The sequence below is a fragment of the Arcicella aurantiaca genome, assembly GCF_003148625.1.
Classification (GTDB): Bacteria; Bacteroidota; Bacteroidia; order Cytophagales; family Spirosomataceae; genus Arcicella; species Arcicella aurantiaca.
Window position 1 is genome coordinate 213,381 of sequence record NZ_QGGO01000005.1, and the last position, 26,883, is coordinate 240,263.

Consider the following 26,883-nt stretch of genomic DNA (forward strand, 5'->3'; position numbering starts at 1 on the left):
CACAAAGCAAAAATATCTTAAATTTGTCTAAACAACTTATTCAAATATGACAGCACCGTTGGAAAGAAAAACAAGAATTCGAGCAATTCCCGAAGCACTTGTCTATGAAACTTTAGACGGAAAACCTTTCTACTACAAAGGTTATAAAGACGTTCTATCTAAAAAGAAAACCCTTGATGAAATTATGGGATGTAGCACCTTACAAGCTGAATTAGTTTCCTATATCATGAAAGCTATCTTTAGAAATGCTTTTTTTGATAATTATCGGATTTACTGCAATGAAATCGGAAATCATATTGATCATCGGAACAACCTTTCAAATGACATTGCTATTTTTGAAAAATCAGTCATGACTCCCGATAAAATCAATACCAAATATGCTGATGTACCTGCCAAAGTGGTAATTGAAATTGATATAAAAGCCGACATTTCTGACCCAGAAGACAGTGGTTATGTGTATCGAAAAACCCAAAAGTTATTAGACTTTGGCACTGAAAAAGTGATATGGATTTTTACGCTTTATGGAAAAGTATTAATTGCCGAACAAGGACAAGATTGGATAACTCGAAGTTGGAATAAAGACGTAGAATTAATGAACGGACATTGTTTTAATATCGAAAAGCATCTCCGAGAAGAGGGAATTATTCAATAAAGTACCACAAAGATTAGGGTTTACCCAAAATGCTCGCTGCAAGATGCCACAGAGAAAAGTTTAACTTAATCTCTGTGGCTTTTTTATTGACTTTGAAATCACTATGAAAAAGATTTATATTTTGAAAAGGCTACAACATTTTTTTTGAGTGTTATTCCGAATTCTGTGCCAAAGTTTTGATGGAATGTTTCTTTAGAATTGCTTAATTTTGAGATGAAAAATTATAGATTTTACATTTTAGAGAATTTTTAAAACAATTTTAAGCAGAAACAACCAATGAACATTACCACAAAAACAAATCAATTAGTTCTTGCCTTGATAGTATCATTTTTTTCAATTCTGATGGCTTGTAAATCAAAAGAAGAGCCTGCTCCTATTAATCAACCTCCTGGAAACTTCAATATTACTTCTACATTAAGTACAAATGGTCAAGATGTCATTTTAAAATGGACTAAAAGTAAAGACCCTGATGGAGATATTGTAACCTACTCAGTAGTTTACAATGATACTCTTACAAGAAATTTATCCGATACGACATATACGATTAAAAATTTACCCTTTGAAACCGAGATAAAAGGAAGTGTTGTAGCAAAAGATACAAAAGGGAGTAAAACGGTTAGTAATTTTAATGTCAAAACAGGAGCAGACTATGTTCTCATTCCAGATGCGAATTTTGAAAAATGGCTCATAGCATTAAAAATTGATGATGTTTCGGATGGGAAAGTATTGAAGAGTAGCGTTCTTAAAGTGACTTCACTTAATGTTAGTGATACATCTAATGATAATATTGACCCCATAAATAGCCTTACAGGTATAGAAGCATTTATCAATTTAGAAACCCTGTGGTTTTCTAAAAATTTAGTTAAGAGTATTGATATTAGTAAAAACATTGCATTATCTTCAATAAGGTGTTGGAGTAACCAATTGACCAGTTTGGATATTTCTAAAAACATTAAATTAACTGATCTATATTGTTTTGAAAATCAGTTAAGTCAATTGGATATTAGCCAAAACACAGCTTTGATATTAGTACAAATAGATAAAAATAAATTAACAACTTTAGATGTTAGTAAGAATATTGCATTGGCAGGATTGACTTGTCAAGGTAATCAATTAACAACGTTGGATATGAGTAAAAATATCAATTTACAATTGTTACGTTGCAACAATAATCAACTTAAAAATTTAGATGTCAGTAAAAATACGAATTTGACTATTTTAGACTGTTTCACTAATAAATTATCAAGTATAGATATTAGCAAAAATAATAAGCTCATAGAACTCTATTGTCACGAGAATCTAATAACAAATTTAGATTTGACTCAAAATACGTTATTAGAAATACTATTATGTAATAATAACTCCTTAAACGAATTAGATATTAAGAAGAATCTCAAAGTAACAAGTTTGTTTTGTAATAATAACAAAATCCAAACTATATGTGTAAACAATCTTAGTCAAGTAAAAACAACTTGGCAAAAAGACCTAACCGCCACCTACAAAGTGTGTCCATAATCAAAACCACCCCAAACAATGTTCAATTACTTAGAACCAACATACATTAAAAACTTTATCCAAACCGCCCTGCACGAAGATGTGGGCGACGGTGACCATACTTCTCTTTCTACCATTCCAAGCACTGCCACAGGTCGGGCGAGGCTTTTGGTGAAAGATACGGGTATCTTAGCAGGTGTAGAATTAGCCAAAATGATTTTTGCCGAAGTTGACCCTAATTTGCAGGTAGAAACCATTTTACAAGACGGGGCATCCATCACAAAAGGCGAAATCGTTTTGACGGTGGCGGGTTCATCGCAGTCTATTCTCAAAGCTGAACGTTTGGTGCTAAACTGTATGCAACGAATGTCGGGTATTGCTACTTACACGGCTTCGATGGTGAAACTGTTGGAAGGCATCAATACCAAATTATTGGATACTCGCAAGACCACACCCAATTTCAGATTATGCGAAAAGTGGGCTTGTAAAATTGGTGGGGCGGTCAATCACCGTTACGCTTTGTTCGATATGATTTTGATAAAAGATAATCACGTGGACTATGCGGGTGGCATCCATAATGCTATCAATCAGGCACTTGAATATTTAAAATCTACTGGGCGTGACTTACAGATAGAAATTGAAGTCAGAAACCTTGATGAATTACGTCAGGTTTTAGAAATTGGGAAAGTTGACCGTATCATGTTGGATAATTTCTCGTTTGAAAACTTACGAGAAGCCGTAAAAATGATTGACGGAAAATTCATGACCGAAGCATCGGGTGGTATCAATGAAACCACCATTCGTGAATATGCCGAATGTGGCGTGGATTATATTTCATGCGGAGCTTTGACACATCATGTGAATAGTTTAGATTTGAGTTTGAAAGCTTATTAGGGGTTGGGGGATAGAAGTAGATAAAGGTTTGGATAATCAATTACTTACAACAAAATAATGGTAAAAGAAATAAAATATCGAACTGGTAAAATGACTAAGCCTACGAGCCAGATGTCGCCTGCTGAATTAAAAAAATGGCAAGAGCAAAGTAAGAAAGATATTAGAAATTATCTTTTTTCTATTAATCAACCATTAGTTTATTATTTGGAAGGAATACCAGTTGCCGAATATAAGGATGGACGAATTGAAAAATTAAGATGAATATATACATCATCGCAGGACCACCAGGTATTGGGAAAAGCTCGAGTTCATTTGATTATGTTCCAAATGGAATTCCAATTATTGACCAAGATTTAGCAGCATATCAGTATCGAAAAGATGGTTTTCAAGATTATCAACAATTGGCAACGTTAGGAGTTAATCAAAGACCACTTATTTCAGAAAAAGGATTTTGTTTTAGAACTCAATTTAGGTTTTCAGTCTCATTATGATTATTTGAAATCAATTGCTTATTTCGATTCAAGTAATCATATTCACCTTATTCTTTATTTTACTGATAGCATAGAATTGTGTTTATTAAGAGCTGATATAAGACATAAAAACGGAGGGCATTTAGTAGAATCATCAATTATTAAGGAAATGTATGAAAATACCTTCCCTCTATTCAAAGAAAATATAACTCTTTTCAAAACAATAAAATTTCTGGATATTTCTGATATAAATATTCTTGAAGTCACTTCCAATCATATTCCTAATTGGATAAATGACAATGATTTACTCCAATATTTGACAGATTAACAGGCAAGACTTAACATTAAAAACAATGAAGGGCATGGAAATAAGAGTCGGGTACATACACTAACACCCAACCCCTAACACCTAACCCCTAAAAATAAACATGAATTTATTAGAAGAATCACAACGAGTTGGCTACGTTAGCCGTTCAGTGCCTTTCAAGGGTGAAGATTTGAAAGAGCAAATCTTGAAATTGAAAAAAGAAAAAAATGCGGTAATCTTGGCTCACTATTATGTAGATGCTGAAATTCAGGACATTGCAGATTATTTGGGCGATAGTCTCGGATTGGCACAAGCCGCTGAGAAAACCGACGCCGATATGATTGTTTTCTGTGGCGTGCATTTTATGGGCGAAACCGCTAAAATCTTGAACCCAAATAAAAAAGTGGTTCTTCCAGATTTGAATGCAGGTTGTTCATTAGCTGATGCCGCTCCGAAAGAAGAATTTGCGGCTTTCAAAGCTAAATATCCTGATGCCGTTGTGGTAAGTTATATCAACTGTACGGCTGATATTAAGGCAATGACTGATATTATTTGTACATCGTCAAATGCCGTAAAAGTGGTAGAATCTATTCCTGCCGATAAACAAATTATATTCGCTCCCGATGCCAATTTAGGTCGTTATGTTGCTAAGAAAACAGGACGTGATTTAATTCTTTGGGAAGGAGCTTGTATCGTTCACATTGATATTTCTTTGGAGAAACTCAAAAAATCGAAGGAAGAAAATCCAAATGCGTTATTGATTGCTCACCCAGAATGTAAGGAAATTATTTTGTCGCAAGCTGATTTTGTGGGTTCAACAACGGCATTGTTAAATTTCGTACAAACATCTGAATGTCAAGAATTTATTGTGGCAACAGAAGCAGGAATTTTGCACAAAATGAAAACTGCTGTTCCTCATAAAACGTTAATCCCTGCTCCTGCCAACGAGAAAAATTCATGTGCGTGTTCTGAATGTCCATACATGAAAATGAACACGATGGAAAAATTATACAATGCGATGTTCTATGAATTGCCAGAAATTGAAGTCGCAGAAGAAGTTCGTATCCCTGCATTGAAGGCATTGAAAGCGATGTTAGAGATTAGTAAGTAAAGTAACACAGACTTTAGTCTGTTTGAAATATAAACAGACTAAAGTCTGTGTTACATTGCTATCAAAACAAATAAACACCTCCATCTTTCCCAACGGCGATGGCTTTGCCTTGAGAATTTATCTTTAAATCATTGAAAACTGCCGTGTCTGGCGTGGTAATTTTTGTCCATTTTGAGCCAGCCTCTTCTATTTTGTAAAGAAGCGTTTTTGTACCATCTATTACAATTCCGTAGCCCAAATTTTCATTTTGAAAAGCTAATTTTGCTACATTCCCAATTACTCCAGTTTTAATTATCGTCCAGTTTATTCCACCGTCAATCGTTTTCAGAAAAGTATTATTTTTCCCGCCAACAAATGCCTTTTTATCGCTCACTAAATACACAGAAAGCAAATCTTCGTTTACAGGTTTTATTTGGTCGATATAGTCATAAGTACCGTCTGACTTGGTCATCATTACATCTATTGCTCCTAAATCTCCTACAAAAATGCCTAATTTATCTTTCAGGAAATAAACATCATTAATGTACCCTCCAAGTGTAACATAACTGCTATGGCTCAAATTAGCGGTATTTATTGAATGAACTTCTGTATATTTTTTACTATGAAAATTATCATAAAGTCGCATTAAAACAAGTCCTTCTTGATTTTTGGAATATACAGTTTGTTGGGCATCAGTTGGGCGAGAAATTAACGTCCAAGTTGTTCCTCCATCAATTGTTCCTAAAACATTTTTACCGTTTAAAATTCCCACTTTTTCATCTTTAAAACTTACCGATTGCATTATCGGATTGGAAGCACTAAAATTAACTTCCGACCAAGTTTTTCCTAAATCCGTACTTTTAAACAGATAGCCTTTATTGGCATCATTCCCGAAGGCAAAAAGTGTTTGGTCACTTGCAAAACTTACCGAAATCAAGTTAGCTTTTTTCATGATTGGGTCTGTAAAAAAGCTACTTGCGGAAATGGTCGGAGTAGTGGGCGTTACTGGTGTGGAAGTGGGGTCTATTTTTTCAGAACACCCCATGATACTCAGACTCCAAAGTCCTAAAATGGCTAATATTTTAATTGTTTTCATGTTTTAAAAATTAAAAATAGTTGTTAGGATTGGGGTTTTAGTTGATAAAATAATCGGATATTCTAACCCCTAAAACCCAAAAAATAACTCTCTCCTAACTATTTGCGATAAACGGAGCTTGTTTTATAAATCTGTCATCCGTCAATTGTTCAATAAGAAAATCTGCCAAATCGGTAGCACTAATTTTATCTCCTAAACAATCTTCCAAACTGATATTTGTACCTGTTCTTTCGTCAGTTTGTTCAATTAAGGGCAAACGAATCAAAGTCCAATCAATATTACTTCCCGACAAAATATCATATTCTGTTTGCTTATCTGCCGTTGTTTTGGGGTAATTAGCGTACATCCAATCCGTTGCCATTTGCGTTTTAGGACTTTTTTTATCGAAAGGAGTATTGACATTCAAACCCGTTATAACCATGTAACGTTGGATTGCGTGATTAGTCATTGCCAATAATACATTTTTTGTGGATTCACTAAAAATATTCGTTTCGCTTGGCGGTTGCCCAAGTCCCAAAGTGCTAATAACGGCGTCGCAACCTTGCAGTAATAAATCAATATCGACTGCATTGTTGGCATTACCTTCAACAACTTGAATTAGAGGATTTTTTAATAGGAACGTTTCAGGATTGCGAATGAGGAGTTTAAGGCGGAAACCTCGTTGGACTAACTGTTTTACTAAATATTTTCCAGCTTTGCCAGTACCACCAATAACGGCGATTGTTTGATATTGTTTCATGATTTCTCTGTAAAATTTAAAATACACGGTTGAGGTGTTTAAAAATTAAACACCTTATGGCAGTGCTAAAACTGCTCAGTGAGATTCTAATATTTTATCAAGAGAGTCTAATGCTACAAATATACATTTTTTAGAAATGAAGCTGTTTAAACTTTCGGTATCTTTTGAAAATTTGTTTATTTTTAAAGAGGTCGAAGCGATTTTTTGACATATAGCAGAGCTACATTGAAAAAAATGAATGAAGACATCTTTAAATAATAGGCAATTTACATTGGTAGCGAAAGTTTAAACAGCTTCAATATGAAATACACTTCGGCATAGCGTATTCCTGATTCTTTATTTCCTTAATTTTGTTTTTTTGAAAGGAATAAATCATGCTTGAAATAAAAGAAATACAACCATCAGATACTTGGGAAATTCGCCATAGAGTGATGTGGGCTGACAAACCGATTGAATACGTGAAACTGTCGGAAGATGAAAATGGCTTACACTTTGGGCTTTTCAAAGAAGCTAATTTGGTATCAATCGTTTCGCTTTTTATAGAGAATGATTCTGCCCAATTCCGAAAATTTGCGACAGAAATTTCAGAACAAGGCAAAGGCTACGGAGGACAATTATTAGGCTACTTAATTGAAGAAACCAAACAAAGAAACGTAAAAAAAATATGGTGTAATGCACGCCTGACGGCAACGGGTTTATATCAAAAATTTGGATTTCAAATTGTTTCAGAACATTGGTTAAAAGATGGCGTTGAATATGTAAAAATGGAAAGGAATTTGTAAAATATTAGTCCTAAAACCGTAATTTTACGTAAATATTAATCCTAAAAAATTGAAACTTTCCCTCATCGTAGCAGTTGCCGAAAACCATGTAATTGGTAATAACAATCAATTAATTTGGCATTTACCCAATGATTTAAAACAATTTCGACGACTCACAACGGGTCATTGTATCATTATGGGACGTAAAACTTTTGATTCAATCGGGAAGCCTTTACCAAATAGAACTTCTGTCATTATTTCACGAAATCCAGATTTTAAAATTGAAGGCTGTATTACCGTTGATTCTTTAGAAAATGCAATTATTGAAGCTCAAAAAATAGAAAATGAAGAAGCATTTATCATTGGCGGAGCAGAAATTTATCGGTTATCTTTACCTTTAGTAGATAAAATTTACTTAACCGAAGTGCATCATTCTTTTGAGGGAGATACAGTTTTTCCAGAAATTGATAAATCCATTTGGCAAGAAACCCATCGAGAAGATTTTACAACGGACGAAAAACATCAATACCCATATTCCTTCGTGGAGTTGAGTAGATGCTTTTCGTAACACAGACTTTAGTCTGTTTATTCACTTACAGACTAAAGTCTGTGTTACTTATTTCTAAAATGATAAAAATAGCCGACCAAGCCATTGATATTCAAGCGTGTATAGATGCTGCCCAATCAGAACGTGCAGGAGCAATTGATGTGTTCATTGGTACAGTTCGTAATCATAATAATGCCAAAGATGTTGTCCGTTTAGAGTTTGAAGCGTATGATAGTATGGCAGTAAAAAAGATGGAAGAACTTGCTAATAAAGCTCGTGAACGTTGGGATATTGAAAAAATAGTGATGATTCACCGCAAAGGCGTTTTACAAATTGGTGACGTGGCAGTGGTTATTGCCGTTTCAACGCCTCACCGTGCCGCCTCATTTGAAGCTTGCCAATGGTTGATTGATACGCTAAAAACGGTTGTTCCTATCTGGAAAAAAGAAATTTATGAAGGTGGAGAAGAATGGTTAGAGGCTCATGCGTGATACGATTTAGTGATTTAGTGATTTATTAATTTAGTGATTGAAAGAGAAGGAATAATATTAACTTTTATTTTGTAGGAGTATTCAATTAATCACTAAATCACCATTCACTCAATCACAAATATTGTAAAAAACCCTTACTAAATATATAAAAAATGACTATTTGGCTCAAAAAAAATCTGGAAGGTGATTACCAAATCTGGACAGTTATTGCGGCATTGTCCATCATAAGTATTGTAGTAGTTGCCAGTGCCTCTGGGCGGCTTGCCGTTCAAGGTGGCGGTAGCATATTTTTCCTTGTTATCAAACACGCTATTTATATGAGCGTAGGTTTAGGAGCTATGTGGTTTTTTCACCGTTTTGACTATCATAAAATTGCTGCTTTTTCAAATATTGGTGTCTTTCTGTCTATCGGTTTATTGCTGTATGCTTATAAATTTGAACATGGTATCAATAATGCAAACCGTTGGATTCATTTAGGTGGAATGACTTTTATGCCTTCCGATATTGCCAAACTTTCACTCATTACCAATTTGGCTTTTATGTTGGCAAAAAGACAACATTTGGAATACTCTTTCAAAGATGTTTTACCAATGACCGCTAAAATTATTGCTATTTGTGGATGTATTGCACTAACAAACGTTTCTACTTCGGCATTACTATTTGCTACTTGTTTTTTGTTGATGTTTATTGGACGAGTACCAAGTAATTTCCTACTTATGACGCTTGTAGGTATTTTCATTGTAGGCACTTTTTTAGTTACGTTTGGGGTAGGGACTCGTATTGAAACAGCCCGAAATCGTATTGCCAACTTTACTATCGGATTAATAGGCAAGAAAACATCAGATGCAGGCAAAGATGCTGATTATCAAATTGAAAGAAGTTATTATGCCATAGCCAACGGTGGTTTTACAGGAAAAGGACCGGGGAAAAGTCAGCAAAGATACTTTTTAAGTGAATCAGAATCTGACTTTATTTATGCCATTATTATTGAAGAATGGGGAATGTTAGGAGGTTTATTCGTTTTGTGTTTGTACTTGTGGCTACTTTATCGAGGCATGAAAGCCGTCGATAGTTCGGGGCGAGCCTTCGGAGGATTATTGTCGGCAGGGCTGACATTTAGTTTAGTAATTCAAGCAATGGTTCACATGGGTGTTGCCACAGGTTTAGGGCCTGTTACGGGGCAACCATTACCCCTTTTAAGTATGGGGGGTAGCTCACTTTTATTCACAGGAGCTATGATTGGAATTATCATTTCAGTTAGTAAAGATAAAATTAAGGATTCAGTTTTATAAAATCACGATATGCCAAAAGTCATAATATCAGGAGGAGGAACGGGCGGACACATTTACCCTGCCATTGCCATTGCCAATGCTTTAAAAGAAATCAACCCTGCCACTGAGATTCTTTTTGTGGGTGCAGAAGGTAAAATGGAGATGGAGAAAGTTCCAAAGGCGGGCTATAAAATTATCGGTTTACCCATTGCTGGTATCAATCGCTCTAACCTTTTGGCAAATATAAGTTTCCCGAAAAAATTAATTTCAAGTCTTTCAGAAGCTCGTGGAATTATCAAGGATTTCAAACCAGATGTTGCCGTTGGTGTAGGTGGTTATGCCTCTGGCCCTGTTTTGTTGGCAGCTTCTATGATGGATATTCCGTATTTGATTCAAGAACAAAATTCTTATGCAGGTGTAACCAATAAATTTCTCTCGAAAAGTGCGAGTAAAATCTGTGTGGCTTATCCAAAAATGGACGCCTTTTTCAACAAAGACAAAATCAAAATGACAGGAAATCCTGTTAGAAAAGATATTTTGGAAGTAAATTCAAAACGTGCAAAAGCTCTTGAACATTTTGGTTTATTATCAAGCAAAAAAACCGTTTTAGTTATTGGTGGAAGTCAGGGAGCAAGAACAATTAATGAAGCCATTGATGCAGGACTCACAAATTTGGTCGGGGCAGGTTATCAAGTAGTTTGGCAAACAGGGAAATTATACATCGACCGTGCCAAGAAAACCGCTGAAGTATTTGAAGGTCAAGTTTTTGTTTCTGATTTTATTTATGAAATGGACTTAGCCTATGCCGTAGCCGATGTGGTGGTTTCTCGTGCAGGGGCATTATCTGTTTCTGAGTTATGTTTGGCGGCTAAACCTGCTATTTTAGTACCATTACCAACTGCCGCCGAAGACCACCAAACCATGAATGCCATGAGTTTAGTGAAAAACGATGCGGCTATTTTAGTAAAAGACGTTACCGCTCGTGAAGATTTAGTCAAGGCAACCATTTCATTATTGCAAGACCCAGAGAAACAGGCAATTCTCAGTAAAAACATTCATGGTTTAGCCAAACCAGAAGCAGCCAGAGAAATAGCAGAAGAAGTTTTGAAATTGATAAAGTAATACGAGAATTAGACCACAGATTGTACTGATTTAACAGATTTACACTGAGACGCAGTCGGAAAAATCAAAGAGAAATCATAACTCCATTAGGTGTAAAAATCTGTTTTATCCGTATTATCTGTGGTCTAATTTTGTCTTGCGACAAATAGAAATAATAAAGTCCCGTTGAAACAAAAAAGCCACAAATTTCGATAATTTGCGGCTTTTTTTATTGAAATTATATTCTCTAAAAATCTTCGTCTAAAGAGAAAGACATTGATTCTTTCTCTGACATTACACCTGATTTTTGGTATTCTGCCACACGTTTTTCAAAGAAATTTGTTTTTCCTTGCAACGAAATCATTTCCATAAAGTCAAAAGGATTGGTTGCATTATATTGTTTTTGTAAACCTAAAGCTACTAACAAACGGTCAGCTACAAACTCAATGTACTGGCACATCAACTCTGCGTTCATTCCAATTAATGACACAGGTAACGCATCTGTTACAAATTCCTTTTCAATCGTTACGGCATCAAGAATAATACTATAAATATCTTTAGGGTCTAATTTATTCTGAACGTGGTCGGTATATAGGAGACAAGCGAAGTCACAGTGTAAACCTTCATCTCTTGAAATCAATTCGTTAGAGAAAGATAAACCTGGCATCAAACCACGTTTTTTCAACCAGAAAATTGAACAGAAAGAACCCGAAAAGAAAATTCCTTCAACGGCTGCAAAAGCGATAAGACGTTCTGCAAAATTCCCTTTTTCAATCCAACGTAAAGCCCAATCTGCCTTCTTTTTCACACATGGAATGGTGTCAACAGCACGTAACATTTTGTCTTTTTCTACTGGATTTTTGATGTAAGTATCAATCAATAACGAGTATGTTTCTGAGTGAATATTTTCCATCATAATTTGAAAACCGTAGAAACATTTTGCCTCTGCATATTGAACTTCCGAAAGGAAATTCACTGCTAAATTTTCATTAACAATCCCATCAGAAGCTGCAAAAAATGCTAATACGTGTGAAATAAAATGTTTTTCCCCATCATTCAAACGATTTTCCCAGTCGTTCAAATCTTGAGAAAGGTCTATTTCTTCAGCAGTCCAGAAAGAAGCTTCTGCTTTTTTGTAGAATTGCCAAATATCATTTTGCTTGATAGGAAACAATACGAAGCGGTTGGGGTCTTCTACCAAAAGAGGCTCTACCAATGGAGTATTTGTCATGATTTTAGGAAGAATTTTTAGTTCTGTAACTGATGTTGGCTTAAAAGAAAAACTCTCACATTTGATATTACAATTCCTCAGAATCATAATATATTTTCAGTGAATATCAGAAAAAACTAATGATTTAAAATTAAACTTACTTTGTATAAATTATATTAACGAAATTACAAATTTGACAGCTAATTAGGTTTTATTTTGGCTTAACTATTCATTTTTTTTGATGAACTACTAATTTCCTGTACAAATGAAAACCTAATAAAATTTGGACAAAGAATTTTGGGCTGGAGTGTTAAGATATACTTCTATATTTACTATCTGATAAAGTAAAATGTTTTGTATTTTGAAGATTATTTGTCAAATTTAGAAAGCAATCGCTTTAATTACTAATGATTTGTGTTGATTTTAATTCAGTGAATAAAATAAACATTTTAAGTCTTCTTTAACGCTCATTTTAAGTATCTCATACTCAAACAATTCTCAACAAGTTAATAAAATGATACAAAATTTTGCAGGAAAAGTCGCTCTCGTCACAGGTGCAGCATCTGGTCTGGGCAGAGCCACCGCTTTACTTTTTGCCCAACATCAAGCGAAAGTAATCGTTTCAGATATTGCTATTGATGACGGACAAGAAACCGTTAAAATGATTCAAGAACAAGGAGGCGAAGCCACTTTTATAGAATGTAACGTCGCTGACGAAGAATCCGTTAACAATCTCATTTACAAAACAATAGACATTTACAAGCGACTTGATTTTGGTATAAACAATGCTGGAATTGGCGGTTTGTGGACGTCAACTCATAAATATCCAACCGATAATTTTGAGAAAGTAATGGCTATCAATACCACTGGTGTTTTTATGTGTATGCGTGCAGAATTGGACGTGATGACCAAACAAGGTTTTGGCTCAATCGTGAATGTTTCGTCGGTGGCGGGTTTGTCGGGCTTCCCGAACAATATAGCTTATGCCGCCAGCAAACACGCCGTGGTAGGCATGACTAAATCGGCGGGCTTGGAGTATGCCAAGAAAGGAATTCGGGTCAATGCCGTTTGTCCAGTGTTCACCATTACGCCTTTGGTTACGGGAATGTTTGACGTAATTGGCGACGACATGAAAGATAAATTAGAAGCCTCCATTCCGATGAAACGCTTTGGCAAACCAGAAGAAATTGCAGAGGCAATCGTATGGTTATGTTCAGACTCAGCGTCATTCATCACAGGTCACGCCTTGCCAATTGATGGTGGTATGGTTGCGGGGTAACTTTCTAAATTGTGAGTTGTGAATTAGTGAATTGTATTTATTAAGGAAATCGAAACCTTAATTCACATTTTTTCTAATTCACAACTCACTAATTCACCATTATTCTTCTCCATTCAAAATCACGACTTCATCAACGGAAGGATATTTTAGGAGTTTCGACATATCATTTTTCCAGAAATCTAAATCTAATAATTGACCTTTATCATCTTCAGTCAAAGTAATAACCACAGGAATACCGTCGGTATCAATGTATTCAACTTGTATCAAATCTCCAACGTAACTATCAGGATTGTTATTCAAACTAATACTTCCCATTTTACCACCTTCGTATTCAAAAACATCTTCATTGATGGGATAATCAGCTAAATCTAAATTCAGGCTTTCTAATAAAAAAGTGATTAAAGCTTTTTCGTTGTCTCTTATTTTTCGGGTTTCCATTTTTTATTTGTGATTTGTGAATTAGAATGTTGTTTTAATTTATTTGCAAAAGATAAACCATTTTAGCAATTCGCTTTATCGCAAATCGCTGTTCGCTTAGTTTAAAATTGCCAACTCCTTTTCTAAATTCACTCTTGCGTTTGCTTCAAATTTAAGATAAAATTCATCAGTTTTAAAAATTCGTTCCATTACTAAAAAGTGCTTCAAAACCTTCTTGCGACCAGCGTTATAAATCAAATCGGGATAAATGGCGTATTCTTTTCTAACGTTTTGATAATATTCAGAATACATTTCCCAAGACTGTCCCAAAACCGAAAGGTCGGCATCGGTAAAAAAATTGGTATCAATATTTTCACTCAGAACGTGCGTTTTAGTCGCCATGATTTGAGTTTTGCAAAGCTCTATCATTTCCAACGGAACTCCGATTGATTTCATTCGTTTTTCGGCTAAATCAGCACTTTTTTATTCATTATCCGACTTCAACGAATTGTAAATAACATCATGATAATACAGTGAAAAAAGCACTACGTCCCAATTTGCTAATTGTGGTTTTATTTCCGTCAATTGTTGCCATAAATTTTCCAAATGATTCAGCGTATGATAATGTCTTTTTTTGTCGGAATAATTACGCTCAATTTCAGCCCATAATTCAGTTATCAACTCCTGATTATTTGAGTATTTGGTCAGAAGGTCAATGAAAGTTTGTTTTAACATTTTTAGCAAGATAGCGTATCCTTTTTTTGTACTTTTGTAAATATACTATGCAATTTTACTTATGGCAAAGAAAAAAGAATGGCGTGAAGGTGAAATGATTTTGACCTTCGGACTCACTAAGATAGACATTCCAAATACTACGGCACTTATGGAAGAGTGGCTTGACGTGTCCAATCCTAAGTTTGATAGTAGAGAGGAGGGAAATTTTGAATATCTCACCCAAAAATTTTATAAAGTCAGTACATGGAGTGAAGAGGATTTGAAAATGAAATTTATTAGTCCTATTCTTGAATTAGGACTTGTGATGGAAGACCCAAATTTTGTTTCTTTTTTTGATAAAAAATTAGAAGCAAAAGTTAATGGCTATAATCTTTCAGTAAAAGCTGATTTTGTTATTGCTAAAGGATTATTGGATTATATGATACGTCCATTTTTTCATTTTCAAGAGTATAAACCAGGAAAAAACCCAACAGGCGACCCAATGGCTCAACTATTAGAGGCGTTTCTGATTGGGCAAGCGAACAATGATGACGATAAACCTCTGTATGGTTGCGAAGTAGTAGGAGCAAGCTGGCGATTTATTACAATGGAAAAACATACATACTGTGTTTCCAAAACATTTGATAGTACCGATAAAGAAGACCTTCTAAAAATAATAGCTATCCTAAGGAAATTTAGAGAAATATTAGAAACAAAACTGCTGTAACTCGATGCTTCGGCATCGGAAGTGAAAAGAAAATAAATGGATTATTTACAAGGATTAAATCAACCGCAACAAGATGCGGTACAACATATTAGTGGCCCTTTGATGATTATTGCGGGTGCAGGTTCGGGCAAAACACGAGTTCTGACTTATCGCACGGCTCATCTCATCGAAAAAGGCGTTGACCCTTTTCAAATTCTTCTCCTGACTTTTACCAATAAAGCGGCAGGTGAAATGCGTGAGCGTATCGAAAAAGTGATTGGAAATGATGCCAAAAACCTCTGGATGGGTACTTTTCACTCAGTTTTTGCCAAAATTCTCCGTTTTGACGGCAAGCATTTAGGCTATACTTCCGACTTCTCTATTTATGATACCGACGACTCAAAATCACTTATCAGAAGTATTGTGAAAGAACGTGGTTTAGACGATAAAATCTACAAACCAAACGTAGTTTTCAATCGTATTTCGGGAGCAAAAAACCGTTTGATTGGTCCTGACGACTACATGAATAATCCTATCATTTCGGCAGATGATACAGCGGCGAAATTACCAGAAATGGGTAAACTTTATAAGATTTACGCCACTCGCTGTTTCCAAGCCAATGCGATGGATTTTGATGATTTGCTCTTCAATACCAACTTACTTTTTCGTGACCATCCTGCGGTTTTGGATAAATATCAACGGAAATTCAAGTATGTTATGGTTGATGAGTTTCAAGACACAAACGTTTCTCAATACCTGATTGTCAAGAAGTTGTCAGACATTTCACGTAATCTTTGTGTGGTGGGTGATGATGCACAGTCGATTTATGCTTTCCGTGGGGCAAGTATTGACAATATTTTGAATTTGGAGAAAGATTATCCCAACATGACCACCATTAAGTTGGAGCAGAATTACCGTTCTACCCAAAATATTGTGGAAGCCGCCAACTCAATTATTGCTAAAAACAAAAACCAATTAAAGAAAAACGTCTTTACAGAAAACGAAGAAGGTTCTTTGATTGAATTGATAAAGGCAAGTTCAGATAATGAAGAAGGACGTTTGGTTTCGACGCATATTTTTGAGTCGAAAATGAATTTAGGTTTACGAAATACTGATTTTGCTATTCTTTATCGAACCAACGCACAATCAAGAACTTTTGAAGAATCGCTCCGAAAACTCAATATCAAGTATCGAATTATCGGCGGACTTTCTTTCTATCAACGTCGTGAAATCAAGGATTTGTTAGCTTATTTCAGATTTGTGATTAACCAAAATGATGAAGAGGCTTTCAAACGAATTATCAATTTGCCCAAACGTGGTATTGGCGATACAACCATTGCTAAAATCACGATTACGGCAGCCGAACAACAAATTTCAGTTTGGGAAGTAGTCGCCAATATTCGTCAATATCAAGCAGGGCGTTTTGCGGATACCATTGAAGGTTTTGCAGACTTGATTAAGTCGTTCAAAATCATGGTTGAAAGTCAGAAAAAAGATGCTTACGAAGTGGCTTCGCACATTGCAAAATCATCGGGATTATTAAGAGAATTACACGATGATAAAACCGTAGAAGGACTTTCTCGCTACGAAAACGTGCAAGAATTATTGAACTCTATTAAAGAGTTTGTGGATAATCCCGACACAGGAACTGACGAGAAAAATTTAGCGACTTTCCTACAAAATGTGTCCTTAATGACCACCGCAGACGAAGACGACCCTGACGGAGACAACGACCGTGTAACGATGATGACCATTCACGGGGCGAAAGGTTTGGAGTTTAATCATGTGTATGTGGTAGGCATGGAAGAAGACCTTTTTCCAAGCCAAATGATGCTACAAAGTCGGGCAGATTTGGAAGAAGAACGTCGTTTGTTTTATGTAGCCATTACCCGTGCAGAAAAGAAATTGATGATGTCTTATGCTGAAACTCGTTATCAATGGGGACGCCTAAAACCTTGTGAACCAAGTCGTTTCTTAGATGAAATTGACCCCAAATATTTACAATTTGCCAAAAATATTCGTCGTGCCGTAGAAGATACTCAACGTTTGCCACAGGGCTTCGTGAGAATGTCGAACCGAGAACAAAAGATGCCTGATTTTAATACGCCAGATACCAAAACATCGGTGGCAAATTTAATCCGACCATCTACAAGCACTCGACCAGCCGTTACGGGAAGTGCCAATACTTACAAACCTTCGGCAGATTTCACTCCAAGCGATACCAAAAACTTAGCAGAAGGCGACCGAGTAGAACATTTGAAATTTGGATTTGGGAAAGTAAAAAAGATAGACACCAACGGCACCGACCGCAAAGCAATCATTCAGTTTGAAGGAACAATTGGCGAGAAAACGTTGCTTTTGAGCTTTGCGAAGTTGAGAATTTTATAAAATATGGCAAATCACTACGACCGAATTTTTAAAGAAAATATCGAACCTATGATTCCCTTTATTGCCCGAAAATTGTTTGGAATAAAGGAAATAAAACAGTCGGAAGACATTAAAGATAAACTGCAATACACCCTTGAAAAAGAGGCTGATTATTTGCAGAGAATCATTCATCCCAATCCAGAAGACGACTATATTTTACACGTAGAATGTCAGGTAAAAGATGATAATGAAATGTTATCTCGGATGTTATTGTACAGAGGTATTATTTACCATAAGTTCAAAATGCCTGTAAAACAATTTGTGTTTTATATTGGCAATGGTGTTTCTAAAATGCAAACTTTTCTTGGACAAGAAGAATTAACTTACGCCTTTCATTTAAGAGATATTAACCATTTTAGTTATGAATCTTTTATAGCCTCAAATGTTCCAGAAGAAGTTGTATTGGCAATTTTGAGTGATTTTGATGGAGTAAAACCTGAGATAATTATCACGAAAATTATTGCTCGTTTACAGCAACTTACAGATAAAAAATTACGTTTAACCAAGTATGAAAAGCAATTGGAAATTTTATCAAAACTCCGTAAATTGCAGAAACAAACAATTCAAACAATCACAGAAATGGGCTGGGAATACGAATTAGAAACAGATATTCGCTATCTTCAAGGAATTGAAAGAGGTGAGCAAAAAGGGATTGAAAGAGGCATTGAAAAAGGTATGCTACAAAAAGCGATTGAAAAAGATATTGAATTTGTTACAACGCTTTTAAAAACAACAGACTTTGATGTAAGTAGAATTGCAGAATTAACAAAAACATCAATTGAATTTGTTGAAAATATTAAGAAAAATTTAACGAAATAAAATAAACAATATCATCAAAATACTCAAGGTGTTACAGGCAACTGTGGCACCTTATTCTATTTTAAGGTATTTAATCACGTCACAATGCCCATAACTTACCCTCTCAAAATAGACATTTTTGCTTGCCTGATGTTTTTGGGTATTGTTCAGGCATTGTTTTTAGCCTATTTCTTTATTTTTGGTAAAAGAGGAAATCGTCAAGCGAATAGGTTCTTAGGCATTTTATTGCTTGGTTTTGTGCTTGCAATGACCGAAATCTTACTTTGTTATACCAATTTAATGTTCCAAATGGTATGGCTCATTGACTTTGCCGAGCCAACTAATTTTCTCTTTGCACCGCTTGTATATTTGTATGTTCGGGCTACGCTCAATAAACCTTTTCAACAGAAAGATTGGCTACATTTTGTACCATTTTTCTTATATCTGATTTACAAAAGTATAGCATTCACTCCTCTTGGGTATCCCGAAAAATACAACGCTTATATCGGTTCTTATTATCCAGAACTTCCACATTTACCCACATCTGCAGGAACTTGGAGCAATGCTATTTACTGTATTTCTGACTACACCAACGAACTCTTTTTAGTGAGTATGTTGGTTTATTCTACGGCAAATATTTGGTTATTACTCAATGTTTTTAGAGAACAGAATCTCCCTTTTTTCTCTAATCAGAATAATTCTTTGAAATGGGCGAGACAAACCAGCTTTTGGTTTATTTCGGTCATGGTGATATTCGTTATCTTCAAAAAAAGTTTCCCGCACGACCTCGGCGACCATCTTATTGCGGCTCATCTTACTTTAATTATTTATCTAATCAGTGTCAATGTGATTAGAAATTCTGTCTTTTTTACTCATGAAAATAAGGAGATAAAGAAGTACGAAAAATCATCTCTTACTTCAGAAATTCAAGAAAATACACTTGCCAAAATCAATCATTTAATGGAAAATGAAAAACCATTTTTGAGTGATTCGTTTTCAATGCCTGCTTTGGCAAAACAATTATCTGTCTCGCCACATCATTTGTCACAAATTTTGAATGAGAGTTTAGGGCAAACTTTTTTTGACTTTACGGCTCAACACAGAATCCAAGAAGCTCAAAAATTACTACTTGAAAACCCAAATCTGAAAATTGAGGAGATTGCAGAACGAGTTGGTTATAATTCAAAATCTGCCTTCAATACAGCTTTTAAAAAATTCACGGGCGTATCTCCTTCACAGTTTAGAAAATCATAATTTTTGTTCGTTTTTATAGGGAAGTACGTCTCTGTTATCAGTACGGACGTTTTTCGTTTGACTTGCACCTACTTTTGTCAATCAAAAACGCAAAATATTATGCCTCAAAACAGACAATTCTTTATCGACTGGATTCGTGTATTAGCTTTCGGAATCCTTATTTTTTATCACTCAGGAATGTTTTTCGTTTCTTGGGATTGGCACGTTAAAAATAACGTCATCGTTGAATCACTCAAATATCCAATGGTATTTTTTAGCCAATGGCGACTTTCATTACTCTTTTTCATTTCGGGTGTTGGAATGAGTTTTGCTTTAAAATCTCGCAAAGGCTCAGCATTTATTGGCGAACGAACCAAACGTTTATTATTGCCTTTAATCTTTGGAATGTTCGTGATTGTACCGCCTCAAATCTATTTTGAACGCTTACAAAATCATCAACTTTTGGGTTCATACATTGATTTTTATCCACAATTTTTCGAGTTTGTTGCATATCCAAAAGGAAGTTTTTCGTGGCATCATTTATGGTTTGTCACTTACTTGTTTGTCTATTCTTTGGTCGGAACACCCATTTTCTTAGCTTTGAAATCAGCAAGCGGACAACAGTTTTTAGTCAAATTTTACCAAACTTTTCTTCATCCTATCAACATCTATTTAACGGCTATTCCTTTCATGGTTTTATTCTGGATTTTAGACCCGATTTCACCAACTACGCATAATCTTACTCACGATTGGCTAAATCTCATCAATTCCTTTTTAGTGGTATTAATGGGTTATGTTTTAGGACAAAATCCAAAGTTTTGGGAAATGGTAGAAACACATCGCAAAGGCTACCTTTGGGCTTCTATCCTATTCACCACGAGTATTTATCTTTTTGTTTTTAAACCGATTTTTCCTATCCAAAACGAAGATTTAGACTTTTTTATCAAAGGAATTATTACTCGAATCAATGCTTTATCCATCATTTTTTGCATTGGAGGATACGCCAAACATTACCTCAATGTCAACAACAAAGCGTTAAAATATGCCAATGAAGCCGTTTATCCATTCTATATTTTGCACCAGACAATTACTGTTGCCATTGGTTTTTATATTGCCAATTGGGAAATGGCTTGGCAATTAAAATTGCTCATTCTGTCATTGGGTACGTTTTTAGGTTCACTTCTGATTTACCATTTTCTGATTCGTCCATTTAATATCATGCGGTTATTTTTTGGTGTAAAACCTCGTTAAACGCAAGATTCTTTCTCGGTTATTTCCTAACTTCGTTCTGAAAATTAAAGAGAAAGAATCATGCAACTGAGCGTCGTACTAATTACCCTAAATTCTGAAAAAACACTTACAAAGGTTTTAGAAGCCGTTTCATGGGCTGACGAAATTGTTTTGGTGGACTCTGGAAGTACGGATAAAACCTTAGAAATTGCTCAACAATTTAAGGCTAAAATCGTGCATCGAGCATTTGATGGATATGGTTCGCAGAAGAATTTTGCAACTGAACAGGCTTCGCATGATTGGATTTTGTCGTTGGATGATGATGAAATTCTTACGCCCGAATTACAAAAGGAAATTCAAAGTTTAGATTTACAAAACACTAATTTTCAAGGATTTAAAATTCCACGCTCGTTGATTTTCTTAGGAAAACTGTTGAAATTCAGCGGTGAATATAAACGCAATACATTAAGACTTTTCAATCGAAAATGTGGGAATTGGAATGCTGAATATGTACACGAAAGCGTAGAAGTAAAAGGAGAAATCGGTACGCTGAAAAATCAAATTCTCCATGATAGTTACCGAGATTTAACTGATTTTTTCAACAAGTTTAATAAATATACTTCACTTGGAGCAAAGACTTTGGCAGAACGTGGCAAGACAACTTCTACCTTCAAAATTATTTCCCGATTTCCGACAACTTTTTTAAAGATTTACTTCCTAAAAGGCTCTTTTTTAGATGGTTACGCAGGTTTTATGTGGGCTTTATTTACAGCAATTACGCCTGTTGTGAAATATGCTAAATTGAAAGAAATGGTTTCCAAGTAAACAGTCTTTAAGAGCCGTAGGCTCGGTTCATTTTGTAGCGGTGGATTTTAATCCACCGTAAATTCGGCAATTTTACATCGACGGATTGAAATCCATCGCTACAAAATCGGTCGAGCCTACGGCTCTTTTACGAAGCCTTCTTTGATATTCACCTATGAAGAAATCAAAAAACTATCAATCGTAGAAAACTGATTTTCTGGGCTTTGCAAAGCTAAAATCAAATTTTCTAATCGCTTCAAAAGTTTATCATTGTCTATTCTTTTTACATAAGTTGGCAACTGATACGCACTCAAATCGCAAAATTCCCAAGGGTGAAAATATAAACTCAAATAACCGTCCTTTTTCAAACATCTTTTTGCGGCAAACTGAAAATACCATGCTGGATAATTTTTGAATCCTAACCAAAACAAAGGAATTCTTCCGATTGGCGTAACCGACGTAGGCAAAATGGTAATTTCGGGCAATTTGTAAACGGTACGTGGTTTATCTAAATGATTATATCTCCCAGGTAAAAAAGTCGGATTCATGGACGAATCATACTGATAACCAGCCTTTTGTAATTCTGAATAACTCACAGGTTGCAAACGGGGCATTCTGAAACCCGTAACTTTTTGCCCACTAATTTCCATTAATTTTTCTCTCGATTTACGTAAATCATCAACTTCAAAAGCTGAATGATAATAACCGTGAGAAGCTATTTCGTGTCCTTCGGCAACGATTCTTTTTATTTGCTCAACATTATTTTCGGCATAACAAGCCGTACAAAAAATGGTGGTTTTAACTTGGTATTTTCGGAACAGAGCCAACACTTTTTCCATGCCTTCGTAAGACATTCGCATTTTGGTCTGAAAGTCAACCGTTTGCCCAAATTCTTCGGGTATATCAAATTCTTCTAAATCGAAGGTTAAAAATATCTTATTCATGTTTTTTCAATTGGAACGCAGATGACACAGATGCTACGCAACGCAGATTTTCACGGATTTTTTTATCAGATTTAAGCATCAAAATATAGAATTCATGAAAATTTACATCCCTTTTTTTAATCTGTGAATATCTGCGTTGCGAAGCATCAGCGTTATCTGCGTGCCATAATTTACTCGAAGAAGCGGATTTTCAATAATCTCATAATATTCCCGAACTCTTTTTTAATGACTTTCAAGCCCATTTGCGAAAGAATTACGCCTTCACGCAAAGTCAGCGGAACAGTTGAAATGACTAAATCATTTTGCTTGCAAGCTCTCAGAATAAACTCAGTATCAAACAAATAACGATTGATAATGGTCTTCAAAAATACAGCTCTTCCTTTTTGATTAAAGCCTTTTAAACCACCCTGAGTATCGGTAAAAGGAAGGTTCAATAAAAGTGAATTAAACACGTGCGACCCAGACGATAAAACCTTGCGATAGCGTTTTAAATGATTGGAATATGAAAACTGTCTTTCCCCCAAAACAATGTCTTTTCCTGCTAATAATTTATCAATCATAGCTTGCATACAGACCAATTCAAAAGGGAAATCAACGTCGGTATAAACTACAAAATCATGCGTTGCTAATTTGACTCCTTCTCTGAGAGCGTAGCCTTTCCCTTGATTTCCAGCATAAGTAACATATTGAAAACCAGAAATTTGCGACTTTAAATAATCAATCTGACTTTCAGAAATTCCTCTTGCTGAACCATCATTTACCAAAGTGACAAAAAATGTCAAATTAGGAAACAGTTTTTCCAAAGCTACCATATTTCTTTTTATGTCGGTATGCCATTCTTTTTCCTCTGGATTATAACACGGCAGTACAATATCAATCGTTTTGTTCATGGAGTGGTTGGTATTTTTGCGTGAAAACCAAATATTGTAAATGCAACCAAACCAATAAAACAGGCAAGGCTTTTAAATTATATGGTATTACGTATTTATCACGAATAAACTTTGGGAAAACGTCTGTTGGCGATAAAATTGTCAGGATAAAAACGAAAATCACTAAGGCTTTCGTCAGTTTATTTCTTGGACTAATTAAATACCAAAATGCCACGCCCACAACCGAGATTACGTGCGTGTTCGATTCGGCTGCATGATTAAACAAAATTACCCACATCATCAAATACGCCACCACTGAAAGTCTTAACGTAAGGTCTTGATTTTTAACCAAAAAGAATCCGTAAGCCAAGAATAAACCCAAGCAAATCAAACCTACTAATTGGATATAAATAATTGGAATTGAGGTAGTTATCAAAGTACAAATTAAACCAATTATTGATACGCCATAATTCACTTTATGGTCTTCTATCAACAAAGTTTGCCATTCTGAATACAGCCTTGGCAATTGGTCGAACCCAACGACGAAGGCAGGCAAAATTGCCAAAATCCCAAAAAACAAGATGTAAACAAATACATTTTTGAAGAAATCTTTACGATAAAACGGCAACAAAGCGGCTGAAATTCCTCCGTAACCTTTAATGAAAAAGCCCAAAGACGACACAAAACCTGTGGCAACGGTTTTCTGATTTTCAAGATTGACAAAAGTCCAAACTATCAAGGCGGCAATCAATGGATTGGTCTGTAAATTATGCAAAGCCGTCATTAATTCTACAAAAACAAACCACCATACAAAGTTCTTTTGTTTAGCAGAAATTGGTAAGAATTTAATGGCATAAAACACCGTTAAAGCCGAGAAAACGTTCCAAAAACACATTCCGACCCACATAGGCATCCATGCGAAAGGAGCAAAAAGTACCGCAAAACTTGGATGATACAAAAACAAATCAAAATATTCATTGGGATATTCTACATGAAGATTTTGGCGAGCTAATAAATGAGCAGTAGAAGCCTTAAAAATCTTATAATTATTGTAACTTCCATGTAAATAATGCTGTAAAGCAATCACGAAGCCTGCCAATATATATATTCCCCAAACAACTTTTTCTTGAGAAAAAAAGCTTTTGGTTTTATGCCAAAATGTATTCATAAAATTGAGAGAGTTTATAGTGCAAAAATAGCGGTTATCTTCCGATTGTACATAGATTCATTCCGTGTGCAATCGTTATTTTCATTAAATTTGCAAAAAACTATCTCGAACGAAGAAATTTTTCCGAAATCGAATCTCAAATATTGACAAACATCCTTTGAAAACATACCTTCGCATTCTCCAATACGCTGATTCAATCAGAAGTTTGGCTTTCCCATATTTTATTCTTTCATTACTTGCCAGCCTGTTCGGAATTTTAAATTTTACGTTGCTCGCTCCTCTTTTGGATATTATTTTCAGAGATTTAAAGCCTGCTGATTTACAAGAATATAGTCAGTCGGTGCCGTTTTCGCTGAGTGTGGAATATTTTAAGCATACTTTCTATCATTATTTTTACGAAAGTATCAGTTTGTATGGCAGATTGGGGGCTTTAAAATTTGCCTGTGGAGCAATCGTTGTCTCGGTAATTTTATCTAATATTTTCAGATATTTATCTCAAAGAGTTTTGAAAACGGTTGAAGCTCGCACAATTGCGTCATTGCGTCAGGCAGTTTTTGAAAAAACCATGCAATTGCACTTTGGTTTCTTTAACAATGAACGCAAAGGAAATTTAATGGCTCATCTCACTACGGACGTCCAAGAAATTGAAAATTCTATCGGGCGAGCTTTTACAGCTACTATCAAAGAGGTTTTTACGTTGATTATGTATTTCGTGACGCTCTTTAATATGTCCACGAAATTAACCTTGTTTTCCCTTATCATTTTACCGCTTTCAAGTGGAATTATTGCTTTAATCAGCGGGAAACTTCGCCGTGCTGCCCGTGATGTTCAGTCGCTCCAAAGTACGATGGTAAGTACCCTCGATGAAGTTTTTGGGGGCATGAGAATCGTCAAAGGCTTTAACGCTGAGAAGGTTGTTTCTGAGAAATTTAGAAAGGAAAATTACAGTTATAAAGATGCCGTTCTCCGAATGGTTTATCGCCAAGAAATGACCTCTCCGCTTTCAGAAGCGATGGGCGTTACCGTTGTGGCAGGGATTTTATTGTACGGTGGTTCGTTGGTTATTTCGGGTGATGATAGCCTGACTGCCGCTGGTTTTATCTCGTTTATTATCTTGTTTTCGCAAGTAATGCGTCCTGCAAAATCTATTTCTGATGCCTTTAGTACCGTACAAAGAGGCGTTGCTTCTGCTGAAAGAGTTTTAAGATTAATTGATACCGTCCCAGAAATCCAAGACGCTCCAAATGCCGTTGAAATTCAAGGATTTAACAAGGAAGTTGAATTTAAAAATGTTAGTTTTTCTTACGAAACGGGCAGAAAAGTTTTAGACAATATTTCTTTCAAAATTCAGAAAGGAAAAACCATTGCTTTGGTCGGAACGTCGGGCGGTGGAAAATCTACCATTGCCGACCTTGTTCCCCGTTTTTATGACCCTACCGAAGGACAAATTTTGGTAGATGGTGTAGATATAAAAAACATCAAAATTCAGTCGCTAACCAAACAAATTGGCATTGTTACGCAAGAATCTATTTTGTTTAATGATACCGTTTATAACAACATCACTTTTGGCACAGAAGCTACTGAAAATCAAGTTATTGATGCCGCAAAAGTTGCTAACGCAGATGTTTTTGTAAAACAATTATCGGAAGGATACGAAACATTAATTGGCGACCGTGGCGGACGACTTTCAGGCGGGCAACGTCAGCGTTTGAGTATTGCTCGTGCCGTTTTGAAAAACCCTCCTATCTTGATTTTAGATGAAGCTACTTCTGCTTTAGATACAGAATCTGAAAAATTGGTTCAAGAGTCGCTTACAACTTTGATGAAAAACCGCACAACGCTCGTAATCGCTCACCGATTAAGCACGATTCAACACGCTGATGAAATTTTGGTTATCAACAAAGGACAGATTGTGGAAAGAGGAACGCACGAAGATTTATTGAAAAATGAAAACGGATTTTACCGTAAATTGAATAGTATGCAGGAGTAATTTGTAGTGGCGAATAGCATTAGCCAAATGAAGAAAATCAGTAGTGGCGAATAGCATTCGCCAAATGAAGAGAATCAGTAGTGGCGAATAGCATTCGCCAAATGAAAGAGAATCAGTAGTGACGAATGGCATTCGCCAAATGAAGAAAATCAGTAGTGGCAAACAGCATTCGCCAAATGAA

The 26,883-nt window shown here is 35.5% G+C and carries 29 protein-coding genes; 19 read left to right on the forward strand and 10 right to left on the reverse strand.

Features of this window, described 5'->3' with window-relative positions:
* Nucleotides 1-46 precede the first annotated feature (46 nt).
* The 6 genes from LV89_RS06760 to nadA all read left to right on the forward strand — a co-directional run bounded on the left by LV89_RS06760 (nt 47) and on the right by nadA (nt 4,928).
* Complete coding sequence (locus LV89_RS06760; RefSeq protein ID WP_109742108.1) at nt 47-652, forward strand: hypothetical protein; 606 nt, start codon at nt 47-49, stop codon at nt 650-652.
* A 276-nt stretch (nt 653-928) separates the two neighbouring features.
* The gene (locus LV89_RS06765; protein WP_109742109.1) at nt 929-2,167 is read left to right on the forward strand and encodes a fibronectin type III domain-containing protein; all 1,239 of its coding nucleotides are present in this window, start codon (nt 929-931) and stop codon (nt 2,165-2,167) included.
* A gap of 18 nt (nt 2,168-2,185) precedes the next feature.
* Nucleotides 2,186-3,040, forward strand: a complete 855-nt coding sequence (gene nadC / locus LV89_RS06770; RefSeq protein ID WP_109742110.1) for a carboxylating nicotinate-nucleotide diphosphorylase — start codon at nt 2,186-2,188, stop codon at nt 3,038-3,040.
* 57 nt (nt 3,041-3,097) lie between these two features.
* Nucleotides 3,098-3,301 carry a hypothetical protein gene (locus tag LV89_RS06775; protein WP_109742111.1) on the forward strand — a complete coding sequence of 68 codons (204 nt, stop codon included), beginning with the start codon at nt 3,098-3,100 and terminating at the stop codon, nt 3,299-3,301.
* Nucleotides 3,298-3,531 (forward strand): hypothetical protein, encoded by a 234-nt coding sequence (locus tag LV89_RS06780; protein ID WP_109742112.1) that lies wholly within the window; start codon nt 3,298-3,300, stop codon nt 3,529-3,531. The genes LV89_RS06775 and LV89_RS06780 overlap by 4 nt, the downstream gene beginning before the upstream one ends.
* Before the next feature lie 407 nt (nt 3,532-3,938).
* Nucleotides 3,939-4,928 carry a quinolinate synthase NadA gene (nadA, locus tag LV89_RS06790; RefSeq protein ID WP_109742114.1) on the forward strand — a complete coding sequence of 330 codons (990 nt, stop codon included), beginning with the start codon at nt 3,939-3,941 and terminating at the stop codon, nt 4,926-4,928.
* 61 nt (nt 4,929-4,989) lie between these two features.
* On the opposite strand, the gene LV89_RS06795 is transcribed toward nadA, so the two are convergent.
* Nucleotides 4,990-6,003: a WD40/YVTN/BNR-like repeat-containing protein gene (locus tag LV89_RS06795; protein ID WP_146199099.1), complete on the reverse strand. Its 1,014-nt coding sequence runs from the start codon at nt 6,001-6,003 to the stop codon at nt 4,990-4,992.
* A 94-nt stretch (nt 6,004-6,097) separates the two neighbouring features.
* Entirely contained in the window at nt 6,098-6,742 is a 645-nt protein-coding gene (locus tag LV89_RS06800; protein ID WP_109742116.1) for an NAD(P)-dependent oxidoreductase, read from the reverse strand.
* 374 nt (nt 6,743-7,116) lie between these two features.
* Here LV89_RS06800 and LV89_RS06805 point away from each other — a divergent pair, with 374 nt between their 5' ends.
* The 5 genes from LV89_RS06805 (at nt 7,117) to murG (ending at nt 10,934) form a co-directional block, all read left to right on the forward strand.
* Complete coding sequence (locus tag LV89_RS06805; protein WP_109742117.1) at nt 7,117-7,524, forward strand: GNAT family N-acetyltransferase; 408 nt, start codon at nt 7,117-7,119, stop codon at nt 7,522-7,524.
* 49 nt (nt 7,525-7,573) lie between these two features.
* On the forward strand, nt 7,574-8,071 hold the full coding sequence (locus LV89_RS06810; RefSeq protein ID WP_109742118.1) for a dihydrofolate reductase: 498 nt from the start codon (nt 7,574-7,576) through the stop codon (nt 8,069-8,071).
* A 59-nt stretch (nt 8,072-8,130) separates the two neighbouring features.
* Nucleotides 8,131-8,541 (forward strand): molybdenum cofactor biosynthesis protein MoaE, encoded by a 411-nt coding sequence (locus LV89_RS06815; protein ID WP_109742119.1) that lies wholly within the window; start codon nt 8,131-8,133, stop codon nt 8,539-8,541.
* Nucleotides 8,542-8,693: 152 nt separating this feature from the next.
* On the forward strand, nt 8,694-9,833 hold the full coding sequence (locus LV89_RS06820; protein WP_109742120.1) for an FtsW/RodA/SpoVE family cell cycle protein: 1,140 nt from the start codon (nt 8,694-8,696) through the stop codon (nt 9,831-9,833).
* A 9-nt stretch (nt 9,834-9,842) separates the two neighbouring features.
* On the forward strand, nt 9,843-10,934 hold the full coding sequence (gene murG, locus LV89_RS06825) for an undecaprenyldiphospho-muramoylpentapeptide beta-N-acetylglucosaminyltransferase (RefSeq protein WP_109742121.1): 1,092 nt from the start codon (nt 9,843-9,845) through the stop codon (nt 10,932-10,934).
* Nucleotides 10,935-11,160: 226 nt separating this feature from the next.
* Here the strand turns inward: murG and LV89_RS06830 are convergent, their stop codons facing one another.
* Nucleotides 11,161-12,144: a ribonucleoside-diphosphate reductase small subunit gene (locus tag LV89_RS06830; protein ID WP_109742176.1), complete on the reverse strand. Its 984-nt coding sequence runs from the start codon at nt 12,142-12,144 to the stop codon at nt 11,161-11,163.
* A gap of 493 nt (nt 12,145-12,637) precedes the next feature.
* Between LV89_RS06830 and LV89_RS06835 the strand changes: the two genes are divergently transcribed.
* Complete coding sequence (locus LV89_RS06835) at nt 12,638-13,402, forward strand: glucose 1-dehydrogenase (protein ID WP_109742122.1); 765 nt, start codon at nt 12,638-12,640, stop codon at nt 13,400-13,402.
* A gap of 99 nt (nt 13,403-13,501) precedes the next feature.
* On the opposite strand, the gene LV89_RS06840 is transcribed toward LV89_RS06835, so the two are convergent.
* The 3 genes from LV89_RS06840 to LV89_RS25565 form a co-directional block, all read right to left on the reverse strand.
* Nucleotides 13,502-13,840 carry a DUF6984 family protein gene (locus LV89_RS06840; RefSeq protein ID WP_109742123.1) on the reverse strand — a complete coding sequence of 113 codons (339 nt, stop codon included), beginning with the start codon at nt 13,838-13,840 and terminating at the stop codon, nt 13,502-13,504.
* A gap of 96 nt (nt 13,841-13,936) precedes the next feature.
* Nucleotides 13,937-14,275 (reverse strand): HD domain-containing protein, encoded by a 339-nt coding sequence (locus LV89_RS25560; RefSeq protein ID WP_211321163.1) that lies wholly within the window; start codon nt 14,273-14,275, stop codon nt 13,937-13,939.
* A 27-nt stretch (nt 14,276-14,302) separates the two neighbouring features.
* Entirely contained in the window at nt 14,303-14,554 is a 252-nt protein-coding gene (locus tag LV89_RS25565; RefSeq protein ID WP_211321164.1) for a hypothetical protein, read from the reverse strand.
* A 61-nt stretch (nt 14,555-14,615) separates the two neighbouring features.
* Here LV89_RS25565 and LV89_RS06850 point away from each other — a divergent pair, with 61 nt between their 5' ends.
* From LV89_RS06850 to LV89_RS06875, 6 genes are all read left to right on the forward strand, one after another.
* Nucleotides 14,616-15,260: a hypothetical protein gene (locus LV89_RS06850; protein ID WP_109742124.1), complete on the forward strand. Its 645-nt coding sequence runs from the start codon at nt 14,616-14,618 to the stop codon at nt 15,258-15,260.
* Between the two features lie 36 nt (nt 15,261-15,296).
* The gene (locus tag LV89_RS06855) at nt 15,297-17,627 is read left to right on the forward strand and encodes an ATP-dependent helicase (RefSeq protein WP_109742125.1); all 2,331 of its coding nucleotides are present in this window, start codon (nt 15,297-15,299) and stop codon (nt 17,625-17,627) included.
* Between the two features lie 3 nt (nt 17,628-17,630).
* Entirely contained in the window at nt 17,631-18,485 is an 855-nt protein-coding gene (locus LV89_RS06860) for an RpnC/YadD family protein (protein ID WP_109742126.1), read from the forward strand.
* An 84-nt stretch (nt 18,486-18,569) separates the two neighbouring features.
* Nucleotides 18,570-19,718: a helix-turn-helix domain-containing protein gene (locus LV89_RS06865; protein ID WP_109742127.1), complete on the forward strand. Its 1,149-nt coding sequence runs from the start codon at nt 18,570-18,572 to the stop codon at nt 19,716-19,718.
* A 99-nt stretch (nt 19,719-19,817) separates the two neighbouring features.
* Nucleotides 19,818-20,948 carry an acyltransferase family protein gene (locus LV89_RS06870; RefSeq protein ID WP_109742128.1) on the forward strand — a complete coding sequence of 377 codons (1,131 nt, stop codon included), beginning with the start codon at nt 19,818-19,820 and terminating at the stop codon, nt 20,946-20,948.
* Nucleotides 20,949-21,008: 60 nt separating this feature from the next.
* The gene (locus tag LV89_RS06875; RefSeq protein WP_109742129.1) at nt 21,009-21,752 is read left to right on the forward strand and encodes a glycosyltransferase family 2 protein; all 744 of its coding nucleotides are present in this window, start codon (nt 21,009-21,011) and stop codon (nt 21,750-21,752) included.
* A gap of 152 nt (nt 21,753-21,904) precedes the next feature.
* Here LV89_RS06875 and LV89_RS06880 read toward each other — a convergent pair whose 3' ends face one another.
* The 3 genes from LV89_RS06880 to LV89_RS06890 all read right to left on the reverse strand — a co-directional run bounded on the left by LV89_RS06880 (nt 21,905) and on the right by LV89_RS06890 (nt 24,712).
* A complete protein-coding gene (locus LV89_RS06880) occupies nt 21,905-22,675 on the reverse strand; it encodes a polysaccharide deacetylase family protein (RefSeq protein ID WP_109742130.1) in 771 nt (256 codons plus the stop codon).
* A 170-nt stretch (nt 22,676-22,845) separates the two neighbouring features.
* Nucleotides 22,846-23,565 (reverse strand): glycosyltransferase, encoded by a 720-nt coding sequence (locus LV89_RS06885; RefSeq protein ID WP_109742131.1) that lies wholly within the window; start codon nt 23,563-23,565, stop codon nt 22,846-22,848.
* Complete coding sequence (locus tag LV89_RS06890) at nt 23,549-24,712, reverse strand: glycosyltransferase family 87 protein (RefSeq protein ID WP_109742132.1); 1,164 nt, start codon at nt 24,710-24,712, stop codon at nt 23,549-23,551. Before LV89_RS06890 ends, LV89_RS06885 begins: the two co-directional genes overlap by 17 nt.
* Nucleotides 24,713-24,869: 157 nt before the next feature.
* On the opposite strand from LV89_RS06890, the gene LV89_RS06895 reads away from it, so the two are divergent.
* Nucleotides 24,870-26,702 carry an ABC transporter ATP-binding protein gene (locus tag LV89_RS06895; RefSeq protein WP_109742133.1) on the forward strand — a complete coding sequence of 611 codons (1,833 nt, stop codon included), beginning with the start codon at nt 24,870-24,872 and terminating at the stop codon, nt 26,700-26,702.
* On the opposite strand, the gene LV89_RS25570 is transcribed toward LV89_RS06895, so the two are convergent.
* Nucleotides 26,649-26,883: hypothetical protein (locus LV89_RS25570; protein ID WP_211321165.1), on the reverse strand; the 235-nt coding region annotated here is incomplete at its 5' end. The two genes, LV89_RS06895 and LV89_RS25570, sit on opposite strands and share 54 nt — an antisense overlap.

Bases quoted from the DNA above. Each gene is read 5' to 3' on its own strand.
- LV89_RS06760 (WP_109742108.1), top strand. From the start codon at position 47: ATGACAGCACCGTTGGAAAGAAAAACAAGAATTCGAGCAATTCCCGAA.
- LV89_RS06765 (WP_109742109.1), top strand. From the start codon at position 929: ATGAACATTACCACAAAAACAAATCAATTAGTTCTTGCCTTGATAGTA.
- nadC (WP_109742110.1), top strand. From the start codon at position 2,186: ATGTTCAATTACTTAGAACCAACATACATTAAAAACTTTATCCAAACC.
- LV89_RS06775 (WP_109742111.1), top strand. From the start codon at position 3,098: ATGGTAAAAGAAATAAAATATCGAACTGGTAAAATGACTAAGCCTACG.
- LV89_RS06780 (WP_109742112.1), top strand. From the start codon at position 3,298: ATGAATATATACATCATCGCAGGACCACCAGGTATTGGGAAAAGCTCG.
- nadA (WP_109742114.1), top strand. From the start codon at position 3,939: ATGAATTTATTAGAAGAATCACAACGAGTTGGCTACGTTAGCCGTTCA.
- LV89_RS06795 (WP_146199099.1), bottom strand. From the start codon at position 6,003: ATGAAAACAATTAAAATATTAGCCATTTTAGGACTTTGGAGTCTGAGT.
- LV89_RS06800 (WP_109742116.1), bottom strand. From the start codon at position 6,742: ATGAAACAATATCAAACAATCGCCGTTATTGGTGGTACTGGCAAAGCT.
- LV89_RS06805 (WP_109742117.1), top strand. From the start codon at position 7,117: ATGCTTGAAATAAAAGAAATACAACCATCAGATACTTGGGAAATTCGC.
- LV89_RS06815 (WP_109742119.1), top strand. From the start codon at position 8,131: ATGATAAAAATAGCCGACCAAGCCATTGATATTCAAGCGTGTATAGAT.
- LV89_RS06820 (WP_109742120.1), top strand. From the start codon at position 8,694: ATGACTATTTGGCTCAAAAAAAATCTGGAAGGTGATTACCAAATCTGG.
- murG (WP_109742121.1), top strand. From the start codon at position 9,843: ATGCCAAAAGTCATAATATCAGGAGGAGGAACGGGCGGACACATTTAC.
- LV89_RS06830 (WP_109742176.1), bottom strand. From the start codon at position 12,144: ATGACAAATACTCCATTGGTAGAGCCTCTTTTGGTAGAAGACCCCAAC.
- LV89_RS06835 (WP_109742122.1), top strand. From the start codon at position 12,638: ATGATACAAAATTTTGCAGGAAAAGTCGCTCTCGTCACAGGTGCAGCA.
- LV89_RS06840 (WP_109742123.1), bottom strand. From the start codon at position 13,840: ATGGAAACCCGAAAAATAAGAGACAACGAAAAAGCTTTAATCACTTTT.
- LV89_RS25560 (WP_211321163.1), bottom strand. From the start codon at position 14,275: ATGAAATCAATCGGAGTTCCGTTGGAAATGATAGAGCTTTGCAAAACT.
- LV89_RS25565 (WP_211321164.1), bottom strand. From the start codon at position 14,554: ATGTTAAAACAAACTTTCATTGACCTTCTGACCAAATACTCAAATAAT.
- LV89_RS06850 (WP_109742124.1), top strand. From the start codon at position 14,616: ATGGCAAAGAAAAAAGAATGGCGTGAAGGTGAAATGATTTTGACCTTC.
- LV89_RS06855 (WP_109742125.1), top strand. From the start codon at position 15,297: ATGGATTATTTACAAGGATTAAATCAACCGCAACAAGATGCGGTACAA.
- LV89_RS06860 (WP_109742126.1), top strand. From the start codon at position 17,631: ATGGCAAATCACTACGACCGAATTTTTAAAGAAAATATCGAACCTATG.
- LV89_RS06865 (WP_109742127.1), top strand. From the start codon at position 18,570: ATGCCCATAACTTACCCTCTCAAAATAGACATTTTTGCTTGCCTGATG.
- LV89_RS06870 (WP_109742128.1), top strand. From the start codon at position 19,818: ATGCCTCAAAACAGACAATTCTTTATCGACTGGATTCGTGTATTAGCT.
- LV89_RS06875 (WP_109742129.1), top strand. From the start codon at position 21,009: ATGCAACTGAGCGTCGTACTAATTACCCTAAATTCTGAAAAAACACTT.
- LV89_RS06880 (WP_109742130.1), bottom strand. From the start codon at position 22,675: ATGAATAAGATATTTTTAACCTTCGATTTAGAAGAATTTGATATACCC.
- LV89_RS06885 (WP_109742131.1), bottom strand. From the start codon at position 23,565: ATGAACAAAACGATTGATATTGTACTGCCGTGTTATAATCCAGAGGAA.
- LV89_RS06890 (WP_109742132.1), bottom strand. From the start codon at position 24,712: ATGAATACATTTTGGCATAAAACCAAAAGCTTTTTTTCTCAAGAAAAA.